Source organism: Amycolatopsis sp. (assembly GCF_035546795.1).
Lineage (GTDB): Bacteria > Actinomycetota > Actinomycetes > Mycobacteriales > Pseudonocardiaceae > Amycolatopsis_E.
Genome location: NZ_DASZWC010000054.1, coordinates 1 through 21,294, shown reverse-complemented (window position 1 = coordinate 21,294; position 21,294 = coordinate 1). Strand labels below are relative to the sequence as shown.

Genomic DNA, 21,294 nt, shown 5'->3' with positions numbered 1-21,294 from the left:
GGGTCGGACCCCCAAACGCCCGCCAAGGGGCTTCGCCCCCTGGACCCCCATCGTGGTGGGTGAGTAGGTGCGCGTGGGGCGGTCAGGGTGGTGGTACGAACAGAGTTCGGTCGAGAGTCTTCAGGACCTCGGTGCCTGCCGCGATGTCTGTGGGGTGGTCGAACTCGTGCCATGGGGACTCAGTGGGCACCGCATGTACGAGGCCGCCTTGGGTGATCAAATCCTGCAAGAGTCCCGTGGTGTCTTGTCTCGTGTTCAACCGGATTGCCGTCTGTAGCGCGGAAAGCAGGGCTTGCCAGCCTGGTGGTTCGAACTTCAGCAAGCCGAGGTACTGGCCTTCGATCTCCGCGACCGAGCCCGGCGTTCCGCCGATCTCCCGCACCAAGCCCGCCGGGGCCAGCCGGAAGGATTCGGCATCCGCCAACGGATTCCCGAACCTCGCCGACCACTGCGTCAGCCAGGCCGGATCGTAGGCCACCACCAGATCACCCGGATGCCGCGCCAGAGCGCGGGCGGTCGCCGGGCCGAAGACGATGTCGCCGTAGCTCACCAGGACCGGGCCGCTGCTGAGCCAGTCGTCGGCGCAGGCCAGCGAGCCCACCATGGTCGAGCTCGCCCAGTCCGGGTTGTGGAAACGGCGCAACGGCAGATCGGCGAAGGCCTCGGCCTGCCAACCGGTCACCACCGCGACGTCCTCCACGCCGGCTTGGCGCAGCGCGGCCACCTGGCGGTCCAGCAGCGAGCGCCCGGCCAGTTCCAGCAACGCCTTCGGCCGGTCGTCGGTCCGCGAGCCCATCCGGCTGCCCCGGCCCGCGGACAGGATCACCGCCCTCATCCGGTCAACGCCTCCTCGAACAGCGCGACATCCTCGGCCGCCACCGCCGCCCGCTCCGGATGCCACATGATCCCGGTCAGCGGGGCCGCCCGGTGCCGGACGGCCTCCACGACCGCGCCGTGCCGGGCGGTCACCTCGAACTCCGGTGGGGCGTTCAGCACCGACCAGTCGTGGAAGCTGTTCACCACCCGGCCGCCGAGCAGTCCGGTCAGCGGGTGCGTCGTCGCGGTGTGGCCCTCGACCCGGCGTAGCTCGCATCCGAAGGCGTGCAACAACAACTGCATCCCGCGGCACACCCCGACCACCGGCAAGGCGTTGTCCACCGCGAAGCGCAGCAGTTCCGTTTCGAGGTGGTCGCGGGCGGGCCGGCTGCCGATGCTGTCGCCGCCGGTCAGCACCAGCCCACCGCATCCGGTCCGCCGCATCGTCCGCACCGCCAGCTCCGGATCGAGCGGCAAGGGCACGGCGACCAGACCGCAGGCGTCGAGAAAACCGGCCCACCGGACGTCGAGCGCGAGCCGGGTCTCGCCGTGTGCGCAGTCCACGACCCGCTGGGTGACCCCGACGACGTCCGGTCGCGTCACGCCATTTCCCGCCGCGGCGCCAGCCAGCCGACGGTCAGGTAGGGCACCTCCACCGGGTCCTGCCCACTGCACGCGACGAGGTCCTCGATCCGGTCGACCAGCTCCGGGAACAACGGCCCGGCCTGCCGCTGCAACGTGCCGTGCGAACGCCACGCCGCGACCCAGTCCGCCGCGCGCACCCGGTGCCAGACCTTTTCGGTCACCGCCTCCGCCGGACCGAACAGGCCACTCGCGTCGATCACCGGGGCCTGGTTCTGGCGACGGGAACCGTAGGCGTAGTCCGGAATCCGGCTGCGGATCAGGCACTCGATCTCCGCCTGCAACGGATCGGACAGGTCGCGGTGGTTCCACACGCACGCGAGGTGCCCGCGCGGGCCGGCGAGCCGCGCGGCCTCGCGAAGCGCCGCAGGGCGGTCCATCGTGTTGAACGACGAGCCGTAGGTGACCAGGTCGTAGGCGCCGCCCAGCAGGCCGGTTTCCTCGCCGGTGCCGGTGAACCAGCGCACCTCGCCCAGATGTGCGGTGCGCTGCTTCCCGATCGTCGCCATCGCCTCGTTCGGTTCGACCGCGTCGACAAGGCAGCCCCGCGCGGCGAGGTCGAGGGTGAGGTGCCCGGTGCCGGCCCCGAGGTCGGCGACCCACGGTTGCGCCCGGCCCGCGAGCGCGACGATCTTGTCGACCGCCTCCGCCGCGTACTGCGGGCGCAGCGAGTAGGTGCTCGCCAGATCCGTGTAGTCCCACTGGGTTTTCATCGCCACATGCCTTTCCGCGCGCAGAATTCGTACAGTTTCTCCGCCGCTTGCCTGGCGGAGGTGGCTCCGTGGTTGTGGATGTGCAGATCGGGCGCGACCGGGAACTCGGCGTCCACCCCGAGCCCGACGATGTCGGTGCCGGCGCGGTAGATGCCCTTCGGGTCGCGGTCGCGCAGTTCGGTCAGCGGCACGTCGAGGAACACCTCGACGTAGCGGGACAGGTTCTTGCGGTTCCAGTCGTGGATCTCGTGCCGCAGCGAGATGGTCGCGCAGACCACGATGTGTCCCTGTCCGCACAGGAGTCGGCACAACCGGGCGTAGGTCGTGGCGAGCTGGCGTCTGCTCTCGCCGGTGAAGGCCGACGACGTGCCGAGCGCGGCACGCAGCTCGTCGCCGTCGAGCAGGATCGGGTGATGGCCGTCGCGGCGCAGCCGTCCGGTCAGTTCCCCGGCCACACTGGACTTCCCGGCCCCGGACAGCCCGGTGATCCACACGACCGGGCCCGCCGTCATGCGGCCTCCTTGTCGGACGCGGCGAGCCGCGGCAGTGTCTGTGCGTCGGCCGGCATGGCGTCTGATGATTCGGACCTGCAAGCAGTCCTCATGCAGCCCCCGTCTCACGTAGCCGCAGCCCGGCGCCCGCGCTGGGCCGGACGAGCTTGCTCGCCGCGTCCACCTCCAGCACGTCCGCTCGCAGCAGCCGGGTGAACTCGGCTTCGCCCACCCCGATCGCGGCCGGGATGCCCAGCTCCAGCGCGCGGATCGCCATGTGCGAGTTCGCCCCGCCGAAGGCGGTGATCAATCCGGCGATACCGCGGGTGAAGATCCAGTCGTAGCCGGGATCGGCGGCGGCGATCATCGCGATGGACCCCGCCGGGTCGTCGCCCGCGGACACATCCGCGATCGGCGCGATGACCCGGCCCTGCGTCACGAAGTTCGCCTCGTCGGCCATGGCCGCGAACGAGACGAGCTCGTCCGGTTCGGACAACACCACCGGGGCACACAGGGTTTCGGTGATTTCGTGTTGGTACCTCGCACTTTCTATCGCCGCGCACAGCGTGGCGCGGTCCCTGCGGTGGTCGCCGGTGAGTGCGCACAGATCTTCGATCCGGGCGTAGGACATGTCGTCCGGACCGAGTCCGAGCCACTCACCGGCGCGCTTGGCGTCGAACAGGATTTCGCTGACCACGCGGGAGAACTGCAGCTTGGCGTACTCGCGCGCCGCGACGCTCTGCACGATGAACCGGAGCAGTTCGTGCGCGTTGCCGGGCAGCCGGTGTTCGGCGATCAGCCGCCGGATCTCCCGCATCTGCGCGACGGCCGGCAGGAATCCCGGTGGGCCTGTCACGTTCGCGGCGGGCCGCGACCAGTCGAAGTAGCGGCTCGGGTCCTCGTCGTAGCGTGGGGACAGAATGTCGTAGGTGCCCGGCCGCAGATGCCCGTACCGGCGCAGGAAAGCGGTGCGGCTCAGGTCGGCGAAATCCTTCTGCAGCGCCGAACTGGTCACCTGCGAACTGCTCAGCAGCGCATCTGCGTCCTCCGCGGAGAGCACGCCCAGTTCGACCATGCTGCGTACGATGCTCGTCGCGGCGAACGCGGCCCGCGCGATCCCGGAGAACGGCAGCGTCCCGGCGCGTTTGCACAGATGCGTGAGCGCGGCGATCCGCTTGGGACGGAACGTTTCCGGGCGGTGCAAGGGGAGCCGCCGGAGCTGCTCGATCTCGGCGAGGTCGCGCCGGTACGGCCCGATGCCGCTCATCATGCGGGCCGTGACGTGCCGCAACGAGGTGACCAGCTCCGACGACTCGGCCGGGGACAGCACTCCCGAGCGCACCAGTTCGGCGGCACGCTCGGTGATGGTGAAATGGTAGGACGACAGCGCGATGGTGAACTCGATCTTGTCGTGCAGATGCGGGTTTTCGCGCAGTTTCTGCACATAACTCCCGACGAGCCGTTCGGCCGTGGCGTCCGGGACGGACGCGGGCACCAGCGAACTGAAGCTGGCGCGCGTGTCGATGTAGGGCAGGCCGTGCAGGTCGATCAGCAGCGGCGCGCCGCGCAGGTCGCGATAGCCGTAGCGGTGCCGGGACTCCGCCCAGATCTCGTCGGTGATCAGGTTGCGGTACAAGGAAAGCGCGAGCGGGCGTGGCCGGATGCCGATCATCTCGGCGGGGTTCCAGTCCGGCATCACGCCGAAAACCGTGTCCGGGCCGAGCGCGGGCGTGGGCGCCTGGCGCAATTGGTGCAGCCGCGCACGGCACTGGGCGACGGCTTCCCGGTGGCGACGGCGCGGCACCGGCTTTCCCGGTTTCGCGAGCAGGCGCATCTGAAACAACACCAGCGTGCCGTCCTCGGCGACGCCGAATTCGAATTCGAACGGCCGGCGGCTCAGCTGTTCCAGTTCCTTGACCAGATCGGGAATCCGGGTCAGCCACGGCACCGGCGGGCGCGGCGCGTCCTCGTCGAGGAAATACCAGGTGCGCACGGTGGCGCGACCCGAGGTGACTGCCGCGGTATCCGGACCGTCGGCCCAGTTGACCACCCGGTAGGGCGCGCCGCAGCTGGGCTCACAGGACGAGACGACTCCGCTGGCGAGCGCGTTCTCCAGCTGCGGCTGCACGAAAACCTGGTTGTTGGGCCGGAAAACGTCGTAGGACGCGACCACCCTGCCGATCGCGTCGACGAGTTCGTCCTGGCCGCGAACGTCCGTTTCGGACAGATACCGGCCGGCGTTGGAGAATGTGGACTGGTCCTCGTCGCGACCGCTGCTGCGGACCACGAGCGGGTCGGCCACCCACGGTTTCCGGCGGATTTTCGCCAGTACCGCTTCGGGATCGTGCTGCCACTCCGCCACGGTGAAGGAGACCAATGGCAGCACGATCGCCGAATGGACCAGAGCCGAAAGTCGCGCGAGGGTTTCCGATTTCGTGCCGAACTCGAATGCCCTGGCGCTGGTGATTTCCCCGCGCATCAACTGAAGTTAACCCGCGGTTCGGGTGCTCAGGTAGATGCGTGTTCAACCCGGGAACCGGTTCAGAGCGCGGCGGACACCGGCTGGTGCGGGAGCGAATGCGCGGTCGCGACCGGCTCGTTGGTGAGCTTTCCGTCGTGGACATTGAGGCCCTTGGCGAGGGACTCGTCCGCGCGCAACGCCGCCTGCCAGCCGTGCTCCGCGAGCTGCACGGCATACGGCAGCGTCACGTTTGTCAGGCCGTACGTGGAGGTGCGCGGCACGGCGCCCGGCATGTTGGCGACACAGTAGAAAACCGACTCGTGCACCTGGTAGGTCGGCTCGTCGTGCGTGGTCGGCCGCGAATCCGCGAAACAGCCACCCTGGTCGATCGCGATGTCCACGAGCACGCTGCCCGGCTTCATCCGCGCGACCAGTTCGTTGGACACCAGCTTCGGCGCCCGCGCACCGGGGACGAGCACCGCGCCGACGACGAGATCGGCTTCCAGCACGGCCTGCTCCACGGCGAACGCGTTTGACGTGACCGTGCGGATGCGGCCGCCGAAGTCCTGGTCGATCCGGCGCAACCGGTCCACGTTGGTGTCCAGGATCTCCACGTCCGACCCGAGGCCGAGCGCGACCCGCGCCGCGTTGAGCCCGGCAACGCCGCCGCCGATCACGACGACGCGCGCAGGGTGTACCCCGGGAATCCCGCCTGGCAGCACACCGCGCCCGCCGCCGGGCTTCATCAGCGAGTACGCCCCGACCTGCGGTGCGAGCCTGCCCGCGACCTCCGACATCGGCGCGAGTAGCGGCAGCGCGCCGGTGGGCTGCTGCACGGTCTCGTAGGCGATCGCGGTGGTGCCCGAAGCCAGCAACGCCTCGGTCAGCGGGCGGTCGGCGGCCAGATGCAGATACGTGAACAGCACCTGGCCGGCACGCAGCCGGTGGTACTCCTCGGCGATGGGCTCCTTCACCTTGAGCACGAGCTCGCCCTCCGCCCAGGTGGCGTCGGCGGTCGCGAGGATCTTCGCGCCGGCCGCGACGTACTCGTCGTCGGTGATGGCCGACCCGACGCCGGCATCGGCCTCGACGAACACCTGGTGCCCGTGCTGGGTCAGTTCGTGGACGCCGGCCGGAGTCAGCGCCACCCGGTACTCGTGCTTCTTGATCTCACGGGGAACGGCGATACGCAAGGCTGCCTCCTGCGGACGGATCGGGCGTGGTACCGACCACGGTGAACCACTCGGATGGCGGTGTCATCGTGTGCGCAAGACAATCCTGCCGCCTTTCAGTGGTGTGCGCACGACAAGGGATTGACCTCCAGCTAACTGGAGAGTGCAGGATCTGCCGCATGCGAGCTGTGTGGTTGAAGGAGTTCGGCGGGCCGGAGATGCTGCTGGCCGGGGAGGCCCCCGATCCCGAGCCGGGGCCGGGACAGGTCCTGATCGACGTGGCCTACGCGAACATCACGTTCGTCGAGACGCAGCTGCGCGCGGGCGGGCCGGGGCCGTTCAGCCCGCAGCTGCCGGTCATCCCCGGTAACGGGGTCGGCGGCGTGGTCATCGGCGGCGCCGACGGGGACCTGCTCGGCGAGCGCGTGGTGACGAGCCTGAGCGGGTCCGGCGGGTATGCCGAGCGGGTGGTGGTGCCCGCGTCGGCCCCGTTCGTCGTGCCGGCCGGGCTGGCGCTCAGCCACGCCGTGGCGCTGCTCGCGGACGGGCGGACCGCGATGGCGCTGATCCACGCGGCCGGGATCCAGCCGGGGGAGCGGGTGCTGGTCGAGGCGGCTGCCGGTGGCGTGGGCACCCTCCTGGTGCAGCTCGCCCGCGCGGCGGGGGCGACGGTGCTCGGCGCGGCGGGCGGCGCCAGGAAGACCGAGGTGGTGCGGGATCTCGGCGCGGTGCCGGTGGACTACAGCGTTCCGGGCTGGTCGTCCACAGTGGACCCGGTGGATGTCGTTTTCGACGGTGTGGGCGGGGAAATCGGCCGCGCCGCCTTCGCGCTGACGCGGCAAGGCGGCCGGTTCTTCAGCTACGGGCTCGTGAGCGGCGCCTGGACTCCGGTCGACGAGGACCGCGGCGTGCAGGTTCACCGCGGGCCGCTCGGCACACCGGAGGAGCTGCGCGAGCGGACTGCGGAGATCCTTCGGCTCGCCGCCGCGGGCGAGGTGGAACCTGTTGTCGGACAACGCTTCCGGCTCGAAGAGGCGGCCGAGGCCCACCGCGCGATCGAGTCCCGGCGGACGATCGGGAAGACGCTATTGATCGTCTGAGGGCTCGCCCGCTTGCCGGGACAGCTGCACTTCCCGGGCCGAGCGGAATATCTCCCAGATCATCGCTCGCCGGATCGGGTGGCGATGGCGAAGCAGGAGCATGCCTGGGAGCCGGCGCCAGAACCGCAGGTCCGGCTCCAGCAGGGTGACCACGCGCAGCAGTTCATCCTGGCTTTTGCGTCTCTTCTTGCCGCCGGCGTTGAACGTGCTCCGTTCGGTCCGGTTGTACAACGCCGAGAGCAGGAGCGGGCCGTGTGTCGGGTCCAGCGCCACCTGCCAGGTGAGTTGCCGGAATTCTTCGGGATACTCCCGCGTGATCTCATCGGCATCGATGAGGTCGGTCCCATTGTCCGAATACAGACCCAGAAGCCACAAGGTCAGGTCGGCGGCGACCCGGGGGAGGTTGTCGCGCTCGCGACGTGACCGCCGGTCGGTGAGCCAGGCGAGCACGGCCTTGACCCCGAGGTTGCGATGCGCGGGCTCGGACATGATCACCAGCATCATCGCGATGACCGCGTTCTTGACCCGGAAGCTTTCCGTGCGGGCGATCTCGGTGAGCTGTTCGAGTGCGGTTTCGGGTTCCCGCGCGAACCGGTGGCCATACACCAGTGCGGCCGTCGCCAGGCGGCTCTTGACGTTTCCGCTTACCCAGTCGCTGAGCGTTTGCTCAACCAGCTCGCGAAGATTGTGCTCTTCACTCAGGCGGTTCAGGGTCGCGGCCGCGAGCATCCGACGCCACAAGGATTGGTGTCCGGCCAGTTTGTGCACCGTTCTCAGCGGCTCGTGTGCAGGTACGTCCACGATGACCGTACACAGCGCTTTGACCGCGGCTTCGTGTTCGTCGGCCTCACACATCCAATTCAGGAGCAGGTTGTGGTCGAGATGGTATTGCCCCCAGTAGCGGCGGAGGACGGCCTGCGCCCAGTCCGGGCGTTCAAAGCGGACCGTCTGTTCTCGCAGACCTGGATGGATCGGATGATCTCGTTCGACGGTCGTGGCCTTGATGGTCCGAAGTAGTTCGTCCTTCGGCTTGGAAAATACCCGCCGTGGACGAAGGGGTTTCTCGCCGGTCGACTCGGCATCGCGGACGAGGGCGTCCAGTTTCACCGCCAGTTCCGCGACGCGGTCGAACGGTTTACCCTCCAGCAGCGCGACGGCGAGGAACATCGTGTACTCGACGGTCGACCACCAGTCTTCGACGAGACCGGCGATGGTGCGGTCGACGTCCTCGTCCAGCCTGTGGAGCGCGTCCTCTTCGACGGCGGGGTCGGCGAGGATCTCGATGGCCAATTCACCCGCGTGGACCGCTTTCCCAGGTGGGTCTCCAACGGTCAGCTTGGCCGACAGCTTGTCGCGCAGGATCGTCACGCAGTCCTCGGAGCGGGTGCCAAGGCGGTACCGGATCACGCCTTCGGCGACTTCGAGCGGTTCCGGCGGTTTGACGCCCACGACGAAACCGCTGGCGGCCTGGGGGACCTCGTTCGGCCCGTTGAGCACGATGACCAGACGACAGGACTTCCCGCGGACCAGGTTCACGGCCTGCATGAAATCGGCGTCGCGGATCGGGATGGCGCCCGGTCCGGTCGAGTGCCAGAGGTAGCCGTCTTGCTCCCGCAGCTCCTTTTCCCGGAAACTTGCGAGGGAACGTGCGTCGTCGAGATGGACGATCCGGGCGCAACCGAGGTCGAGCAGCAGACGTTGCCCGGTCGTGGTCCTGCCCGAGCCCGAGCCGTGCAGGAGGACGACCGAACGGTTTCGCAGGATCGTTTTTGCCTGGTCGTAGCCGTCCGGGGTGACGAAGCGCTCGCGTAGTTCAGCGCTTTCGTCGTCGTTGAGTTGCCAGGCCAGAGCCTCGCGCTCGGGTGGGTGGATCGAGTTGAAGATCGAGGTGACAGAAAGATCTCCGTGTACGTCTCTGGTCTGCGCGCTTCCTGTTGCGTCGCCTTCGACCTTGTTTTCACTCGGTGTCGCGGGCGTCTCGGTCATGACGTGCTCGGTCCGAGATGGATACCGCCGTGGACGGTTCCTGCCTGAACACTGTTCTGCATGCTGCCGTGGACGACGTTGCGGACCGAGCCCGGCCTTTCAGGCTCCACCGTTTCGCGGGCGAGTACTCCGAGACTTCGTGCGTCGAAGCCGGGTACGCGCACCCAGGCGGGCTCGTGGTATTCCTTTTTATCGACCTTGATTTCCGCGAATTCGGCCTGCCTGACGACCCTCGTGTAGTTGCCGCCAAACGCTTCCCGGAACGCGGTTGAGGATACGATCAGCCCGCTGCTCACCGACCCATCCGGCCTTTCCTGGATACAATGTTCGACGATATCTTTAAAAGCTTGTGAATTGAGCAGACGGCTTCGCCATATTTTGGGTGAGTAGTAGCCGCGCGAGTCACCGACTGCGCCGACATCGACTGCGATCCGCATCCTGATTTCCGGTTTTCGCCAACGGTTGTGTTCGGCGGCGAGTTGGTCCACCCGTTGGCTGAGGTCTAGGACGAGCCCAAGGTCACGGCTCGGGAAGGTGTAGAGAGAGCCGTCGCCCGTATGCTCGTTTTCCAGTACTTCCTCGGGATGGATACTGCTTTCCCGAAGAGCGGTGTCGAGAATTTCCGACAGCGTCTGCCATAGTGCGTTGAGGTGGTAGCCGGGATTCGTCGCCGATGCGATGACGTCGATTCCCAGTAATGTCCTCGTCTCCGGCAGCAGATCCATCGCCCCTCCTGCTCGTCGATCCCTGATGACAGAGTGTGCGGTGCGCGGGGAGTGTCCTTCTACCTGAAATCAGGGAGATGCTGCATGCCGGAACATCAATTTCGATCCCGAAGGAAGACTTCGAGCGAGTCCGCGTCGGGTAGGACGTAACGCAGCCTGCCTGTTCTGAGGAGTCCCTTCCCTCGCAGCGTTTTGAGCGCGGCATCGACCGACTTGTTCGAAGCGACCACGGCTTTCGCCAGGTCGCCCTGGACGATGCCGCTGACCACGATCTCGTCGCCGACGCGATCGCCGAACGCGTGTGCCCAGGCCAGCAGCTGTGCCGCGACCCGGGTTGTCACGTCCTGCGACGCGATCGCGAGCTGCCGCCGGTCGGCGTTGTGCAGCCTGGCACGAAGCGTGGCGTTAAGCAGAACGAGAACGTCGCGATCTTGCTCAACGAGATCGCGGAAGGCGCGGGCCGAAACGCGCACTGCCGCACCACCGTGGTGCCCGATCACCGTCGCGCTTCGCGGACGGTGCTCCAATACGCCCAGTTCGCCGATGAGCTCCCCAGGGCCATACGGCCCTGCGACCACTTGAGCCCCGTTTCGCTCGGAGAGTACGACCTTGAGCGATCCCGACTCGATCAGCAGGACATCCTCGCTGCTTTCACCGAATGACATCAAGGTCTGTCCACGCCGGAATTTCATCCGCCGTCCGGCCGCACGAAGGCGAAGCCGTGCTCGTTCCAATGCCGGGTCCACCACGCACACATGGTGCCAAGCCCGGCTAGCCCCCGAGCTCACTTCCGATCAGTTCACCTCTTCGGCCGAGCGGCGTGCGTCGCGTCTGTGCGGCCGCGCCAACCGTGTCATTGCGATGACTGGGGCACCGTCTCCGGCCGGTAGGCGTACACGGTCGTGCCCGCGAGACTGACGTACCAGTCCGAGTCGCAGAGCAGGGTCGCTTTGGTGTGCTCGTCGGTCGGCCACCACGGGACCGGCAGGGTCGGCGGTTTCGCCGGGGACGGGGAGGCGTGGCAGGAATCGAGGAGCGCCGGGTCGTCCAGGCGCATCCGCAGGACGCGTTCGGTGCCGGTGGTGCGGATGGCTTCCGAGATCGATCGTGCCTCGTCCGGCATCCAGGCCGGCAGGCGGGTGTCGTCGTTGTTCTTGCCTGCCGCGCCGGTGTCGTAGCCGACGGTTTTCACGTGCCCGGTCGAGCTTGCGGTCAGTCCCTCGGCCAGGCCGCAGCCTGCCAGGGTGAACAGTGCCGTCACGCCGATGCCCGCGCGTACCACCCGGTTTTCGATCATGTGGCGAGTCAACCGGGCTCAGCGCCGCGGCGGCTCCTGCTCGCGGCCGATCCGCATCGGCCGAATGGCTACACCGGCTGCAGCCACGCCCGTTCGCCGACGTGCACGGTGCCGGGGCGGGTGGCGCGCATGATCAAACCGAACTTGTTCTCGTGCTGCTCGATCAGCCAGCGTTGCAACTTCGGCCAGCGCTCCTTCCCCGCGGGATCCCAGCTCGGCACCGCGCACCGGATGCACGGGCCGGCCTGTTCGCCGACCGCTTCGAGGATGACGTCGCCGATCGTGAGCGTGGTGCCGACTCCCCACTCCTCCTCGGCGAACGCGGGCGCGTCGAGCGACAGGTGCAGGTTCGGCCGGAAGCGCGCCAGCTCGACCGGCGCGGCCAGCTCCTCCTCCAGCGCCTGGCGGGAGGCCTCGATCGTCACCAGCACCGTCGGGCCGCGGTCCTGCTGGCCGTCGGCGCTGCGCAGCGTCAGCGGGAAACCGAGGGACTCGCTCAGCGTGGCGGGCAAGGCAGGATCGGTCCACGACCATTCCTTGCCATCGGGCGCGCGCAGCGTCGGCGGCTCGTCCTCGTCGCGGTAGAAACTGTGCCACGACAACAGTTTCTCGTTCTGCCGCACGGTGAGCCGCTGACCCGCGCGCTTCTCCCGCTGGTCGATCAGCGCGTGCGCGCGATCGCCCACCATGCCGCGTTCGTCAAAGCGCGCGGCAGGCACGTCCTCGCCACGCAGCGACTTGACGGGCCAGCGGGACAACAGGTCAACGGATCCCTCGAACACGTGACCATGGTAGACGGGCCTCATGACCAGCGAAGCACGATCAACTGGCTGATGAGCGCCAACCGCACGCCGGGGTCGTCGAGTTCGAGCGGGACCAGTTCCAGCAACCGCCGCATCCGGTAGCGGAAGGTGTTGGGGTGGATGCGCAACGCCTCGGCCGCCGCGCGCGGATCGCCGGGGAACCGCAGCCATTCGTAGAGCGTGTCCACATACTGCGTGTGGTTCGCGCGATCGTAGCCGCGTAGCCGTTCCAACGGGCCGAGTTCGGTCACCCGGGCGGACCCGGAAGCGGTCGCGGAGCGGTGCAGCACCAGCGCCGTCCACAGGTCGTCGAAGCTGCCGATCCGGCCGGGCAGCAACCCGGCGCGCAGCACGCCCAGCGTCTCCTCGGCTTCCGTGCGGGAGCGGGCGAGTTCGGCGATGTCCACCGGCGAACCGGCGGCAATCCGTTGTGTGTCACCCCTTTCCGTCAGCGCGGCGCGCAGTTCGGACCACGTGCCGGCACCATCGCCATCGGGCACGACCGCGTAGAGCAGCCCGCCGAGCTCCGTCGCCACCGGGCGGCGGCCGATGCCCTGGGAAATCCGTTCCAGCAAAGCCAACCGCAGCCCTTCACCGTCCGGCGCGTCGCCGCCAGGGGTGTCGATGACGACCACCCGGTGCGGCTCGTCGGTCAGATCCAGTTCGGCGATCGCCTTGCGGGGCCCCACTTTTCCGTCCAGCACCGCACGCAGCAGCTCGGCCGACGCGCGCCGCCGCGAATCCGCGTGTGCTCGTCGGCGCAACAGGTGCAGGGCCACGACGGGAGCGGTGTCGGCGAAGGCGGCGGCCCGTTCGTCCGACACGGGGCCGGTGACCACGGCCCACATCGAGCCGAGGAGCTCGCCGCCCATCCGGATCGGCACGATCAGCCGCGGCAGTGTGCCGTCCCGTTGCGCGGACACGAAAATCGTTGGCCTGCCACGGGAAAGCTCCCGGAACACACCACGCGAGCGGAAGCGGGCGAGCACGTCGTCCGGGATCCGGCGGCCCATGATCGTGGACACCCGCGCCGGGTCGGTGAGGTCCTGGCGCGCGGAGTAGGCGAGCACGCGGGAGTTGGTGTCCTCGATGGTGACCGGCGCGTCGACCACCGAGGCGACGGCGTCGGCGAGCCGGAACAGGTCACCCGAGCCCGGATCGCCGTCCTCCAGCGCATCGGTCTCGTCGGCCACCGCGTCGAGAACCGTGCGCAGCAACCACACGAGCTGTGCCCACGCGGCGGCCGCGCGCACCTCGATCAACGCTATGCCCGCGCCTTTCGCCGCGCGGCGCACATTCGCGGCCAGCGGCGGCTTGAGCAGCACAGCGGCCGCCCCGCGCCCGGCGCTGTGCCGGATCAACGCGATGGAGTCCGGCGTGGCGACGCCGAGCACGAGGTCTCCCGCAGCGACCTGGGCGGTGGCCCCGGGCTCGGCGATCACCACATCCGAGACCGCGGGGCACTGCTCCGGCAGCCAGACCGCGTGCAGCAGCGTGGGCCCGACCCGGTCGACCACGCTCTGCACGGAAACCATTTCCGCAGCTTATCGGTCCAGTACCGTCCCGAGCGCGTCCCACAGCAGGCCCGCCTTGTCATCCACGGCGGACCGGCGGCGCCACGCGACCATGCCGTCGGGGCGGATCAGGCTTGCGCCGCCGGGTTCGAGTCCGAAGCGGGCGGCGAAAACCTGGTCGGGGTCGGCGAAGTCCACCCCGGCTTCGTGGCAGGCGATGGCGACCCCGGTCTCGGCCGAGACCTCGTTCGCCGCCGCGTGCCAGCCCGGGCCGTTCGCCAGCAGCACCCAGCCGTGCCCAAGGAGGTCCACAGTGGACCGTCCGGCGCCGAAAGGCACATGTGGCGCACGGAATCCGGCGCGCCCGGTGGGCTCGTTCGGGTTTTCGACCGGGCTCGGGTCGTCGTCCTCGATCAGTACCGCCGCCGAGCGGTAGCGGAAGCCCAGCGCGATGCCCAGCTGGTCCACCGGCTCGCCGACCCCGGTCAGGTCGAGGTCCGGCGCCATCCGCTCCTTCGCGTTGTGCAGCGAAGTGTCGACCACCATCTGCGCGATCGGCCGGCGCTCCTGTTCGTAGGAGTCCAGCAGGCCCGGGCCCGCCTCGCCGCGCACCACCGCCGCCAGCTGCCACGCGAGGTCGTGCCCGTCGCCGACCGCGGTGTTGCCGCCCATCCCGCCCGTCGGCGGGGTCACCTTCGCCGCGTCACCGACCAGGAAAACCCGCCCGCGACGGAACTCCCGCGCCACCCTGGCCGCGATCTCCCACGCCCCGACCCACCGGATCCGCGGCTCCAGCCCGGGCAGATCGGTGGCCACCCGGATCAGCTCCACGAGCCGCTCCTCCGGGAAGTCGGCCACCGTTTCGCCGCGCTCGGGGTGGTAGTCGGCCGCGAAGACATACCGGCCGGGCACGTCGGTGTTCACCATCGCGCCGGTGAACCGCGGATTCTGCAGGTAATAGAGGTCGGTGACGTCCGGCTGCATCCGCTCGCCGAGATCGGCGTCGAACACCACGCCGATCGAATGCCCGATGCCACCGCGCCCGGTGCACTCGATGCCCAGCCGTTCCCGGATGTCGCTGCGCCCGCCGTCCGCCGCGACGAGGTACTGCGCTCGCACCCGGTACGGCTCGCCGTCGCGCGGCTCGACTACCGCGGTCACCCCGTCCTCGTCCTGCTCGAACGACACCAGCTTGCTGGAGAACCGCACCTCCGCGCCGAACTTCTGGGCTCGCGCCAGCAGGATCGGCTCGACGACGTCCTGCCCCGCCATTCCCCACGGCGTGCCGGTGGCCGCGCTCAGGTCGATCTCGGACATGTCCTGCAGCAACCGGTGGAACACCTGCCCGCCGAGGCTCGACGCGATCGTGATCCGCAACCCCTGCGACGCCCGCTTGCTGACGCCGAGCACCTCTTCGTCGATGCCCGCGAAGCGGTACAGCTCCATCGTGCGCGGCGTCTGCCCGGACGCGCGCGGATGCAGCGACGTGCCGGGATGCCGCTCGACGGTCAGCACGTCGACGCCTTGCTGCGCCAGGAACATCGACGCGCTCAGCCCACCGAGCCCCGCGCCGGTCACCAGCACTTCCGCCTGCTCTTCCCGCATGATCTACCCCTTCCCTGTGAATCTCCCTGTCTAGGAATCTTAGCTACTAAGAGATTTGGCAGGCAAGGGGTATCACGTCTTGGGAAATGTTGGGGTGGCCCTGCGGCCTGACTAGCGTCGGACGCCATGACGAGCAACGAGGCGTGGTCCTTCGAGACCAAACAGATCCACTCCGGCGCGGCACCCGACCCGGCCACGGGTGCCCGCGCGACGCCGATCTACCAGACGACGTCCTATGTGTTCCGCGACAGCCAGCACGGGGCCGACTTGTTCAGCCTCGCCGAGGCCGGGAACATCTACACCCGCATCAACAACCCGACCCAGGACGTGCTCGAACAGCGCGTCGCCGCGCTCGAAGGCGGGGTCGCCGCGCTTGCCTTCGCCTCGGGCACTGCCGCCACCAACGCCGCGATCCTCAACCTCGCCAACTCCGGCGACCACTTCGTGTCCAGCCCGAAGCTCTACGGCGGCACCTACAATCTCTTCCACTACACGCTGCCCAAGCTCGGCATCGAGGTCACGTTCGTCGAGGACCAGGACGACCTCGAGCAGTGGCGCGCCGCGATCCGCCCGAACACCAAGCTGCTGTTCGGCGAGACACTGGCGAACCCGGGCAGCAACGTGCTCGACATCCGTGGCGTCGCCGATGTCGCGCACGAGGCCGGTGTCCCGCTCGTCGTCGACAACACCGTGCCCACGCCGTACCTGTTGCGCCCCATCGAGCACGGCGCCGACGTGGTGATCCACTCCGCGACCAAGTACCTCGGCGGCCACGGCACCACGATCGCCGGTCTGCTCGTGGACGGCGGCACGTTCGACTTCGGCAAGTACCCGGAGCGGTTCCCTGGCTTCAACGAGGCCGACCCGAGCTACCACGGTCTCAAGTACTGGGAGGCGCTCGGCCCCGGTGCGTACGCCGCGAAGGCGCGCGTGCAGCTGCTGCGCGACACCGGTGCCGCGATCGCGCCGTTGAACAGTTTCCTCATCCTGCAGGGCATCGAAACGCTGTCGCTGCGGGTGGAACGACACGTGTCCAATGCCAAGGCGCTGGCCGAATGGCTCGAGGGACGCGACGAGGTCGAGAAGGTCTACTACGCGAGCCTGCCGTCGAGCCCGCACTACGCGGCGGCGCAGAAGTACCTGCCCGGCGGCGCCGGCGCGGTGCTGTCGTTCGACCTGCGTGGTGGCGTCGAAGCGGGCCGGAAGTTCGTCGACGGGACCGAGCTGCACAGCCAGCTGGTTAACATCGGTGATGTGCGCAGCCTGATCGTCCACCCCGCGAGCACCACCCACAGCCAGCTGACCGCCGAGGAGCAGCTCGCCAGCGGCGTCACGCCGGGTCTGGTGCGCCTCGCTGTCGGGCTGGAAGGGATCGAGGATCTGAAAGCCGACCTGGAGGCCGGGTTCCGCGCCGCCAAGGCGGCTCTGTGACAGCAGTATCGGATCTCCCGCCCGCCACCGGTGCGTGGCGGGCGGGAGACCCACCTGGCCGGCGCCAATGGGTCCGCCACGACGGGTCTCTGCGGCTGGAGGCCGGCGGCACGCTGCCCGGGTTCGCGCTGGCTTACGAGAGCTGGGGCAGGCTGAACTCCGACGGCAGCAATGCGGTGCTGATCGAGCACGCGCTGACCGGCGACAGTCACGCGGCCGGCGAGGCCGGGCCGGGCCATCCGACGGCGGGCTGGTGGGACGGGCTGATCGGGCCCGGCCGCCCGCTGGACACCGACGAGCTGTTCGTCGTGGTGCCCAACGTGCTCGGTGGCTGCCAGGGATCGACGGGCCCGTCCTCGCCCGATCCGGACGGAAACCCTTGGGGCAGCAGGTTTCCCGCCGTGACGGTGCGCGATCAGGTGGTGTCCGAGGCGGTGCTCGCGGACGCGCTGGGCATCGGCAGCTGGGCGCTCGTGCTCGGGGGTTCGATGGGTGGGATGCGTGCGCTGGAGTGGGGTGTCACCCTGCCCGATCGGGTGGAATCGTTGCTGGTGCTCGCGGCGCCCGCGGCGTCTTCGGCGGACCAGATCGCGTGGGCTTCCCCGCAGCTGCACGCGATCCGGGGGGACGCGGGTTGGCGCGGTGGCGACTACTACGACGCCGGGCCCGGCGAGGGACCGCACCGCGGGCTGGGCGTGGCCAGGCGGATCGCGCACGCGACGTACCGCAGCGAGCCCGAGCTGTCGCAACGCTTCGGCCGCCGCCCGCAGGGGGACGGGCGGTATGCGGTCGAGTCCTATTTGGACCATCACGCCGACAAGCTGGTGCGCCGCTTCGACGCCAACAGCTACCTGGTGCTGACCGAGTCGATGAACAACCACGACGTGGGCCGGGACAGGGGCGGCATCGCCGCTGCGTTGTCCCGGGTGAAGGCGCGCACGGTGGTGGCCGGAGTCGACAGCGACCGGCTGTACCCGCTGTATCAGTCGCAGGACATGGCCGCGGCCATCCCGGGCGCCGGCGACGCGGCCGTGCTCACGTCGCCGTACGGCCACGACTCGTTCCTGATCGAAACCGCCCAGGTGGCCGCGCTGATCAAGGGGCTGCTGAGCTAGTCCGCCAGCGCGTCGTAGACCCAGGCCGTGACGGGCAAATCGCGGTCCAGGCATTCGGCGGAGAGGCGGATCGTCCAACGGAGCGCTTGCAGCAGCAGGCTGTCCACTTCGTCCGGGGCGGCGCTGGTGAGCGCGATCTCCACCTGTTCCTCGGCGGCTTCGGTGTTCCCGTGCACTTCGGCCAGCAGCGTGCGCACAGCCGTGCGCACCGGCGGGTCGGCCTCGTCGATGGGGACCTCTTCGCCCGCTTCGTCGAAGACCTGGACCTTCACCGGCGCGCTGCCCCCATCGCCGAGTACCGACACCATCGAACTGCATTCGCCGAACAACAGCATCATCAGCTCGCGCATCTCCGCTGTCCGGTCCGGTTCGGCCGTTGCCGAGGGCGACACCTGGTCGAGTGCTTCGTCGTCCCGGCCGAGCCGCATCGCGACCAGGGCGCGCTGCGCCTTGGTCACGAGGTCCCGCTGCTCGTCGCTCACCCACCCATCAAACACCAGGGACCCGTGGTTTGGGCTAGTACGAACAACGGGTGAGTCAGCCCAGCGCGTGGAGTGCACCGAGCGCCAGCTGCCGCAACAGAGCGGCCAGGTCCCTGTCATCCAGATAGCGGTTGTACGGCGTGGAGTTGATCAGACCGAACACGGCGTGTGCCGCCGAGCGGGCGCGCCGCTCGGTCACCCCCGGCACGGCGTCACGAATCGCGCGGACCCAGACCTCGACGTAACGGCGCTGCAGCGCGCGCACCTGTTTGCGGTCGGCGTCGGTCAGGTTGCCCAGATTGCGCTCCTGCACCGTGATCAGCGAGGGCTGGGTGAGCGCGAAGTTCACGTGGAAGTCGACCAGCTCGTCCAGCACCAGCTCGGGGTCCTCGGTGGCGTCCGCGCGCGCCGAGCCGCCGTCGAGCAGGTAGTGGCTGATCGAGCTGAGCATCTCCCCGAGCATGGCGTCCTTGCTGCGGAAATGCCGGTACAGCGCGGGCCCGGAGATGCCGACGGCGGCGCCGATGTCGTCGATCCCGACGCCGTGGAACCCGTGGCGGGCGAACAGTTCGGCCGCGGCGGCGAGGATCTGCTCGCGGCGGCTCGCCTTGGTTCCGTTGACCAGTGGGGTAGGGCTCGACACGAAACCATGCTATCGAGTCAGGTTAGCGACCGCTAACGTTGCGGCTTTCTTCGCCGAACCGCCTACTAATCGGGGGTCCGCGTGGCAAAAAACCCTGGTATGTCTTTATGTGGTTGATCACTGACAGAAGGGGTCCCTGCCATGTCCGTCCCCGCAGTGTGGAAAACGATGACCGTCGCCGCTGTCGCCTCGCTCGCGGCGCTCGGCCTGGCCGGGGTCGCCGACGCGGCGACCGTCAACTACGTCGCACTCGGCGACTCCTACTCCTCGGGGGTCGGCGCCGGGTCCTATCTGGATTCGAGCAGTTGCAAGCGCAGCGCCAACGCCTACCCGGAGCTGTACACGAAGGCGTCGGGGGCTTCGCTGAGCTTCCAGGCCTGTTCGGGCGCGAAGACGTCCGATGTGCTGAACAGCCAGGTCAGCGCGCTGAGTTCGAGCACGACGCTGGTCTCGATCAGCGTGGGCGGGAACGACGCGGGCTTCTCCAGCGTGATGGAGGACTGCATCCTCGGCGGGGACTCCGGCTGCAAAACGGCCGTGACCAACGCGGAGAACTACGTCAACACCACGCTGCCGGGCCTGTTGGACAACGTGTACTCGACGATCGCGAGCAAGGCGCCCAATGCTGAGGTGGTGGTGCTGGGGTACCCGCACTTCTACAAGATCGGTGGCTCTTGCTCGGTCGGGCTGTCGGACACCTCGCGCGGCTACATCAACGGTGGGGCGGACGCGCTGGACACCGTGATCCAGCAGGAAGCGAAGGAAGCAGGGTTCACCTTCGCCGACGTCCGCCCCGTGTTCACCGGGCACGAGATCTGCTCGGGTTCGGCGTGGCTGCACAGCGTGACCTACCCGATCGACGAGTCGTACCACCCGACGGCGACCGGGCAGTCCTCCGGCTACTACGCCACGTTCAAGTCCGCCATCTGAACCGGGACCGCTGGACACCCCGCGTTAGTCAGCGTTAACATCGAGCCTGAGGTTAACGACGACTAACGTGGGGCGGTATGGATACACCAACGCTCACCAGCACCGCGGATCCGCGCAGCGAGGGCTACGCGCGCAACGTCACCGCGCATGCAGAGCTGGTGGAGGACCTGCGCAAACGTCTGGCGGCCGCCCGGCTCGGCGGTCCGGAGAAGTCCCGCGTCCGGCATGTGGAACGCGGCAAGCTCCTCCCGCGTGACCGGGTGGACGCGCTGCTGGACGAGGGCTCGCCGTTCCTGGAGCTGTCCCCGCTCGCCGCGAACGGGCTGTACGGGGACGAAGCGCCCGCCGCCGGGATCATCACCGGCATCGGCCGCGTCTCCGGCCGCGAGTGCGTGGTCGTCGCCAACGACGCCACGGTCAAGGGCGGCACCTACTACCCGATCACCGTCAAGAAGCACCTGCGGGCGCAGCAGGTGGCCGCCGACAACCGGCTGCCCTGCATCTACCTCGTCGACTCCGGCGGCGCGTTCCTCCCGCAGCAGGACGACGTCTTCCCCGACCGCGAGCACTTCGGGCGCATCTTCTACAACCAGGCCACGATGTCGGGCCTCGGCATCCCGCAGATCGCCGCGGTCATGGGGTCCTGCACGGCGGGCGGGGCGTACGTCCCGGCGATGAGCGACGAGGCCGTCATCGTCCGCAACCAGGGCACGATCTTCCTGGGCGGTCCGCCGCTGGTGAAGGCCGCGACGGGCGAGGTCGTCACCGCCGAGGAGCTGGGCGGCGGCGAGCTGCACTCCACCGTCTCCGGCGTCACCGACCATCTCGCCGACGACGACCCGCACGCCCTCGCGATCGTCCGCTCGATCGTCGCCACCCTGGGGCCACGCGCTGCGCGGCCGTGGGACGTCCTGCCCACCGAGGAGCCGGTGGTGGACCCCGCCGAGCTCTACGGGATGGTGCCGACCGACACCCGCACCCCCTACGACGTGCGCGAGGTCGTCGCGCGGATCGTCGACGGGTCGCGGTTCCACGAGTTCAAGGCCGGCTACGGCACGACGCTCGTCACCGGCTTCGCGCGCATCCACGGCCATCCGGTCGGGATCGTCGCCAACAACGGCATCCTCTTCAGCGAGTCCGCGGTGAAGGGTGCGCACTTCGTCGAGCTTTGCGACCAGCGCGGCGTCCCGCTGGTGTTCCTGCAGAACATCTCCGGCTTCATGGTGGGGCGCGAGTACGAGGCGGGCGGCATCGCCAAGAACGGCGCGAAAATGGTCACCGCCGTCGCGTCGACGCGGGTGCCGAAGCTGACCGTCGTCATCGGCGGGTCGTTCGGCGCCGGCAACTACGCGATGTGCGGCCGGGCCT

The 21,294-nt window shown here is 68.8% G+C and carries 20 protein-coding genes; 5 read left to right on the top strand and 15 right to left on the bottom strand.

Annotated elements, in window-relative coordinates; genetic code table 11:
• Positions 1 to 82 precede the first annotated feature (82 nt).
• From VHD82_RS28115 to ald, 6 genes are all read right to left on the bottom strand, one after another.
• Positions 83 to 835 (bottom strand): phosphocholine cytidylyltransferase family protein, encoded by a 753-nt coding sequence (locus tag VHD82_RS28115; protein ID WP_325710512.1) that lies wholly within the window; start codon positions 833 to 835, stop codon positions 83 to 85.
• A complete protein-coding gene (locus VHD82_RS28110) occupies positions 832 to 1,419 on the bottom strand; it encodes a gamma-glutamyl-gamma-aminobutyrate hydrolase family protein (protein WP_325710510.1) in 588 nt (195 codons plus the stop codon). Before VHD82_RS28110 ends, VHD82_RS28115 begins: the two co-directional genes overlap by 4 nt.
• Positions 1,416 to 2,171 (bottom strand): class I SAM-dependent methyltransferase, encoded by a 756-nt coding sequence (locus VHD82_RS28105; protein WP_325710507.1) that lies wholly within the window; start codon positions 2,169 to 2,171, stop codon positions 1,416 to 1,418. The genes VHD82_RS28110 and VHD82_RS28105 overlap by 4 nt, the downstream gene beginning before the upstream one ends.
• A complete protein-coding gene (locus VHD82_RS28100) occupies positions 2,168 to 2,683 on the bottom strand; it encodes an adenylyl-sulfate kinase (protein ID WP_325710504.1) in 516 nt (171 codons plus the stop codon). The genes VHD82_RS28105 and VHD82_RS28100 overlap by 4 nt, the downstream gene beginning before the upstream one ends.
• A gap of 88 nt (positions 2,684 to 2,771) precedes the next feature.
• On the bottom strand, positions 2,772 to 5,141 hold the full coding sequence (locus tag VHD82_RS28095; protein ID WP_325710501.1) for a PEP-utilizing enzyme: 2,370 nt from the start codon (positions 5,139 to 5,141) through the stop codon (positions 2,772 to 2,774).
• Positions 5,142 to 5,203: 62 nt separating this feature from the next.
• Positions 5,204 to 6,316: an alanine dehydrogenase gene (gene ald / locus VHD82_RS28090; RefSeq protein WP_325710498.1), complete on the bottom strand. Its 1,113-nt coding sequence runs from the start codon at positions 6,314 to 6,316 to the stop codon at positions 5,204 to 5,206.
• Positions 6,317 to 6,474: 158 nt separating this feature from the next.
• Here ald and VHD82_RS28085 point away from each other — a divergent pair, with 158 nt between their 5' ends.
• On the top strand, positions 6,475 to 7,395 hold the full coding sequence (locus tag VHD82_RS28085; protein WP_325710495.1) for a zinc-binding dehydrogenase: 921 nt from the start codon (positions 6,475 to 6,477) through the stop codon (positions 7,393 to 7,395).
• Here the strand turns inward: VHD82_RS28085 and VHD82_RS28080 are convergent.
• The 7 genes from VHD82_RS28080 to rdmE form a co-directional block, all read right to left on the bottom strand.
• Positions 7,381 to 9,381: a hypothetical protein gene (locus tag VHD82_RS28080; protein ID WP_325710492.1), complete on the bottom strand. Its 2,001-nt coding sequence runs from the start codon at positions 9,379 to 9,381 to the stop codon at positions 7,381 to 7,383. The genes VHD82_RS28085 and VHD82_RS28080 overlap by 15 nt on opposite strands.
• Positions 9,378 to 10,106, bottom strand: a complete 729-nt coding sequence (locus VHD82_RS28075; protein ID WP_325710489.1) for a hypothetical protein — start codon at positions 10,104 to 10,106, stop codon at positions 9,378 to 9,380. Before VHD82_RS28075 ends, VHD82_RS28080 begins: the two co-directional genes overlap by 4 nt.
• A 95-nt stretch (positions 10,107 to 10,201) precedes the next feature.
• On the bottom strand, positions 10,202 to 10,855 hold the full coding sequence (locus VHD82_RS28070; protein ID WP_325710486.1) for a Crp/Fnr family transcriptional regulator: 654 nt from the start codon (positions 10,853 to 10,855) through the stop codon (positions 10,202 to 10,204).
• A gap of 104 nt (positions 10,856 to 10,959) precedes the next feature.
• Complete coding sequence (locus VHD82_RS28065) at positions 10,960 to 11,403, bottom strand: hypothetical protein (RefSeq protein WP_325710483.1); 444 nt, start codon at positions 11,401 to 11,403, stop codon at positions 10,960 to 10,962.
• A 68-nt stretch (positions 11,404 to 11,471) separates the two neighbouring features.
• Positions 11,472 to 12,185 (bottom strand): MOSC domain-containing protein, encoded by a 714-nt coding sequence (locus VHD82_RS28060; protein ID WP_325710480.1) that lies wholly within the window; start codon positions 12,183 to 12,185, stop codon positions 11,472 to 11,474.
• Positions 12,186 to 12,205: 20 nt separating this feature from the next.
• Positions 12,206 to 13,741: a PucR family transcriptional regulator gene (locus tag VHD82_RS28055; RefSeq protein WP_325710477.1), complete on the bottom strand. Its 1,536-nt coding sequence runs from the start codon at positions 13,739 to 13,741 to the stop codon at positions 12,206 to 12,208.
• A 9-nt stretch (positions 13,742 to 13,750) separates the two neighbouring features.
• Positions 13,751 to 15,325 (bottom strand): aklavinone 12-hydroxylase RdmE, encoded by a 1,575-nt coding sequence (gene rdmE / locus VHD82_RS28050; protein WP_325710474.1) that lies wholly within the window; start codon positions 15,323 to 15,325, stop codon positions 13,751 to 13,753.
• A gap of 126 nt (positions 15,326 to 15,451) precedes the next feature.
• On the opposite strand from rdmE, the gene VHD82_RS28045 reads away from it, so the two are divergent.
• Both VHD82_RS28045 and metX read left to right on the top strand, forming a co-directional pair.
• On the top strand, positions 15,452 to 16,756 hold the full coding sequence (locus VHD82_RS28045; protein WP_325710471.1) for a bifunctional o-acetylhomoserine/o-acetylserine sulfhydrylase: 1,305 nt from the start codon (positions 15,452 to 15,454) through the stop codon (positions 16,754 to 16,756).
• A complete protein-coding gene (metX, locus tag VHD82_RS28040; protein WP_325710469.1) occupies positions 16,753 to 17,871 on the top strand; it encodes a homoserine O-acetyltransferase MetX in 1,119 nt (372 codons plus the stop codon). The genes VHD82_RS28045 and metX overlap by 4 nt, the downstream gene beginning before the upstream one ends.
• Here the strand turns inward: metX and VHD82_RS28035 are convergent.
• Together VHD82_RS28035 and VHD82_RS28030 are read right to left on the bottom strand one after the other, a co-directional pair.
• The gene (locus tag VHD82_RS28035; protein WP_325710530.1) at positions 17,868 to 18,299 is read right to left on the bottom strand and encodes a hypothetical protein; all 432 of its coding nucleotides are present in this window, start codon (positions 18,297 to 18,299) and stop codon (positions 17,868 to 17,870) included. The two genes, metX and VHD82_RS28035, sit on opposite strands and share 4 nt — an antisense overlap.
• Positions 18,300 to 18,408: 109 nt before the next feature.
• Positions 18,409 to 18,996, bottom strand: coding sequence for a TetR/AcrR family transcriptional regulator (locus VHD82_RS28030; protein WP_325710465.1), 588 nt, complete (start codon positions 18,994 to 18,996; stop codon positions 18,409 to 18,411).
• A 141-nt stretch (positions 18,997 to 19,137) separates the two neighbouring features.
• On the opposite strand from VHD82_RS28030, the gene VHD82_RS28025 reads away from it, so the two are divergent.
• Positions 19,138 to 19,926, top strand: a complete 789-nt coding sequence (locus VHD82_RS28025; RefSeq protein WP_325710461.1) for an SGNH/GDSL hydrolase family protein — start codon at positions 19,138 to 19,140, stop codon at positions 19,924 to 19,926.
• Positions 19,927 to 20,003: 77 nt separating this feature from the next.
• On the top strand, positions 20,004 to 21,294 hold a 1,291-nt coding region (locus tag VHD82_RS28020; protein ID WP_325710458.1), incomplete at its 3' end, for a carboxyl transferase domain-containing protein.

Coding starts and splice junctions, on each gene's coding strand:
- VHD82_RS28100 (WP_325710504.1), bottom strand. CDS start 2,683: ATGACGGCGGGCCCGGTCGTGTGGATCACCGGGCTGTCCGGGGCCGGG.
- VHD82_RS28035 (WP_325710530.1), bottom strand. CDS start 18,299: ATGCGGCTCGGCCGGGACGACGAAGCACTCGACCAGGTGTCGCCCTCG.
- VHD82_RS28095 (WP_325710501.1), bottom strand. CDS start 5,141: ATGCGCGGGGAAATCACCAGCGCCAGGGCATTCGAGTTCGGCACGAAA.
- VHD82_RS28075 (WP_325710489.1), bottom strand. CDS start 10,106: ATGGATCTGCTGCCGGAGACGAGGACATTACTGGGAATCGACGTCATC.
- VHD82_RS28115 (WP_325710512.1), bottom strand. CDS start 835: ATGAGGGCGGTGATCCTGTCCGCGGGCCGGGGCAGCCGGATGGGCTCG.
- rdmE (WP_325710474.1), bottom strand. CDS start 15,325: ATGCGGGAAGAGCAGGCGGAAGTGCTGGTGACCGGCGCGGGGCTCGGT.
- VHD82_RS28055 (WP_325710477.1), bottom strand. CDS start 13,741: ATGGTTTCCGTGCAGAGCGTGGTCGACCGGGTCGGGCCCACGCTGCTG.
- VHD82_RS28025 (WP_325710461.1), top strand. CDS start 19,138: ATGTCCGTCCCCGCAGTGTGGAAAACGATGACCGTCGCCGCTGTCGCC.
- VHD82_RS28105 (WP_325710507.1), bottom strand. CDS start 2,171: ATGAAAACCCAGTGGGACTACACGGATCTGGCGAGCACCTACTCGCTG.
- VHD82_RS28080 (WP_325710492.1), bottom strand. CDS start 9,381: ATGACCGAGACGCCCGCGACACCGAGTGAAAACAAGGTCGAAGGCGAC.
- VHD82_RS28065 (WP_325710483.1), bottom strand. CDS start 11,403: ATGATCGAAAACCGGGTGGTACGCGCGGGCATCGGCGTGACGGCACTG.
- VHD82_RS28045 (WP_325710471.1), top strand. CDS start 15,452: ATGACGAGCAACGAGGCGTGGTCCTTCGAGACCAAACAGATCCACTCC.
- VHD82_RS28085 (WP_325710495.1), top strand. CDS start 6,475: ATGCGAGCTGTGTGGTTGAAGGAGTTCGGCGGGCCGGAGATGCTGCTG.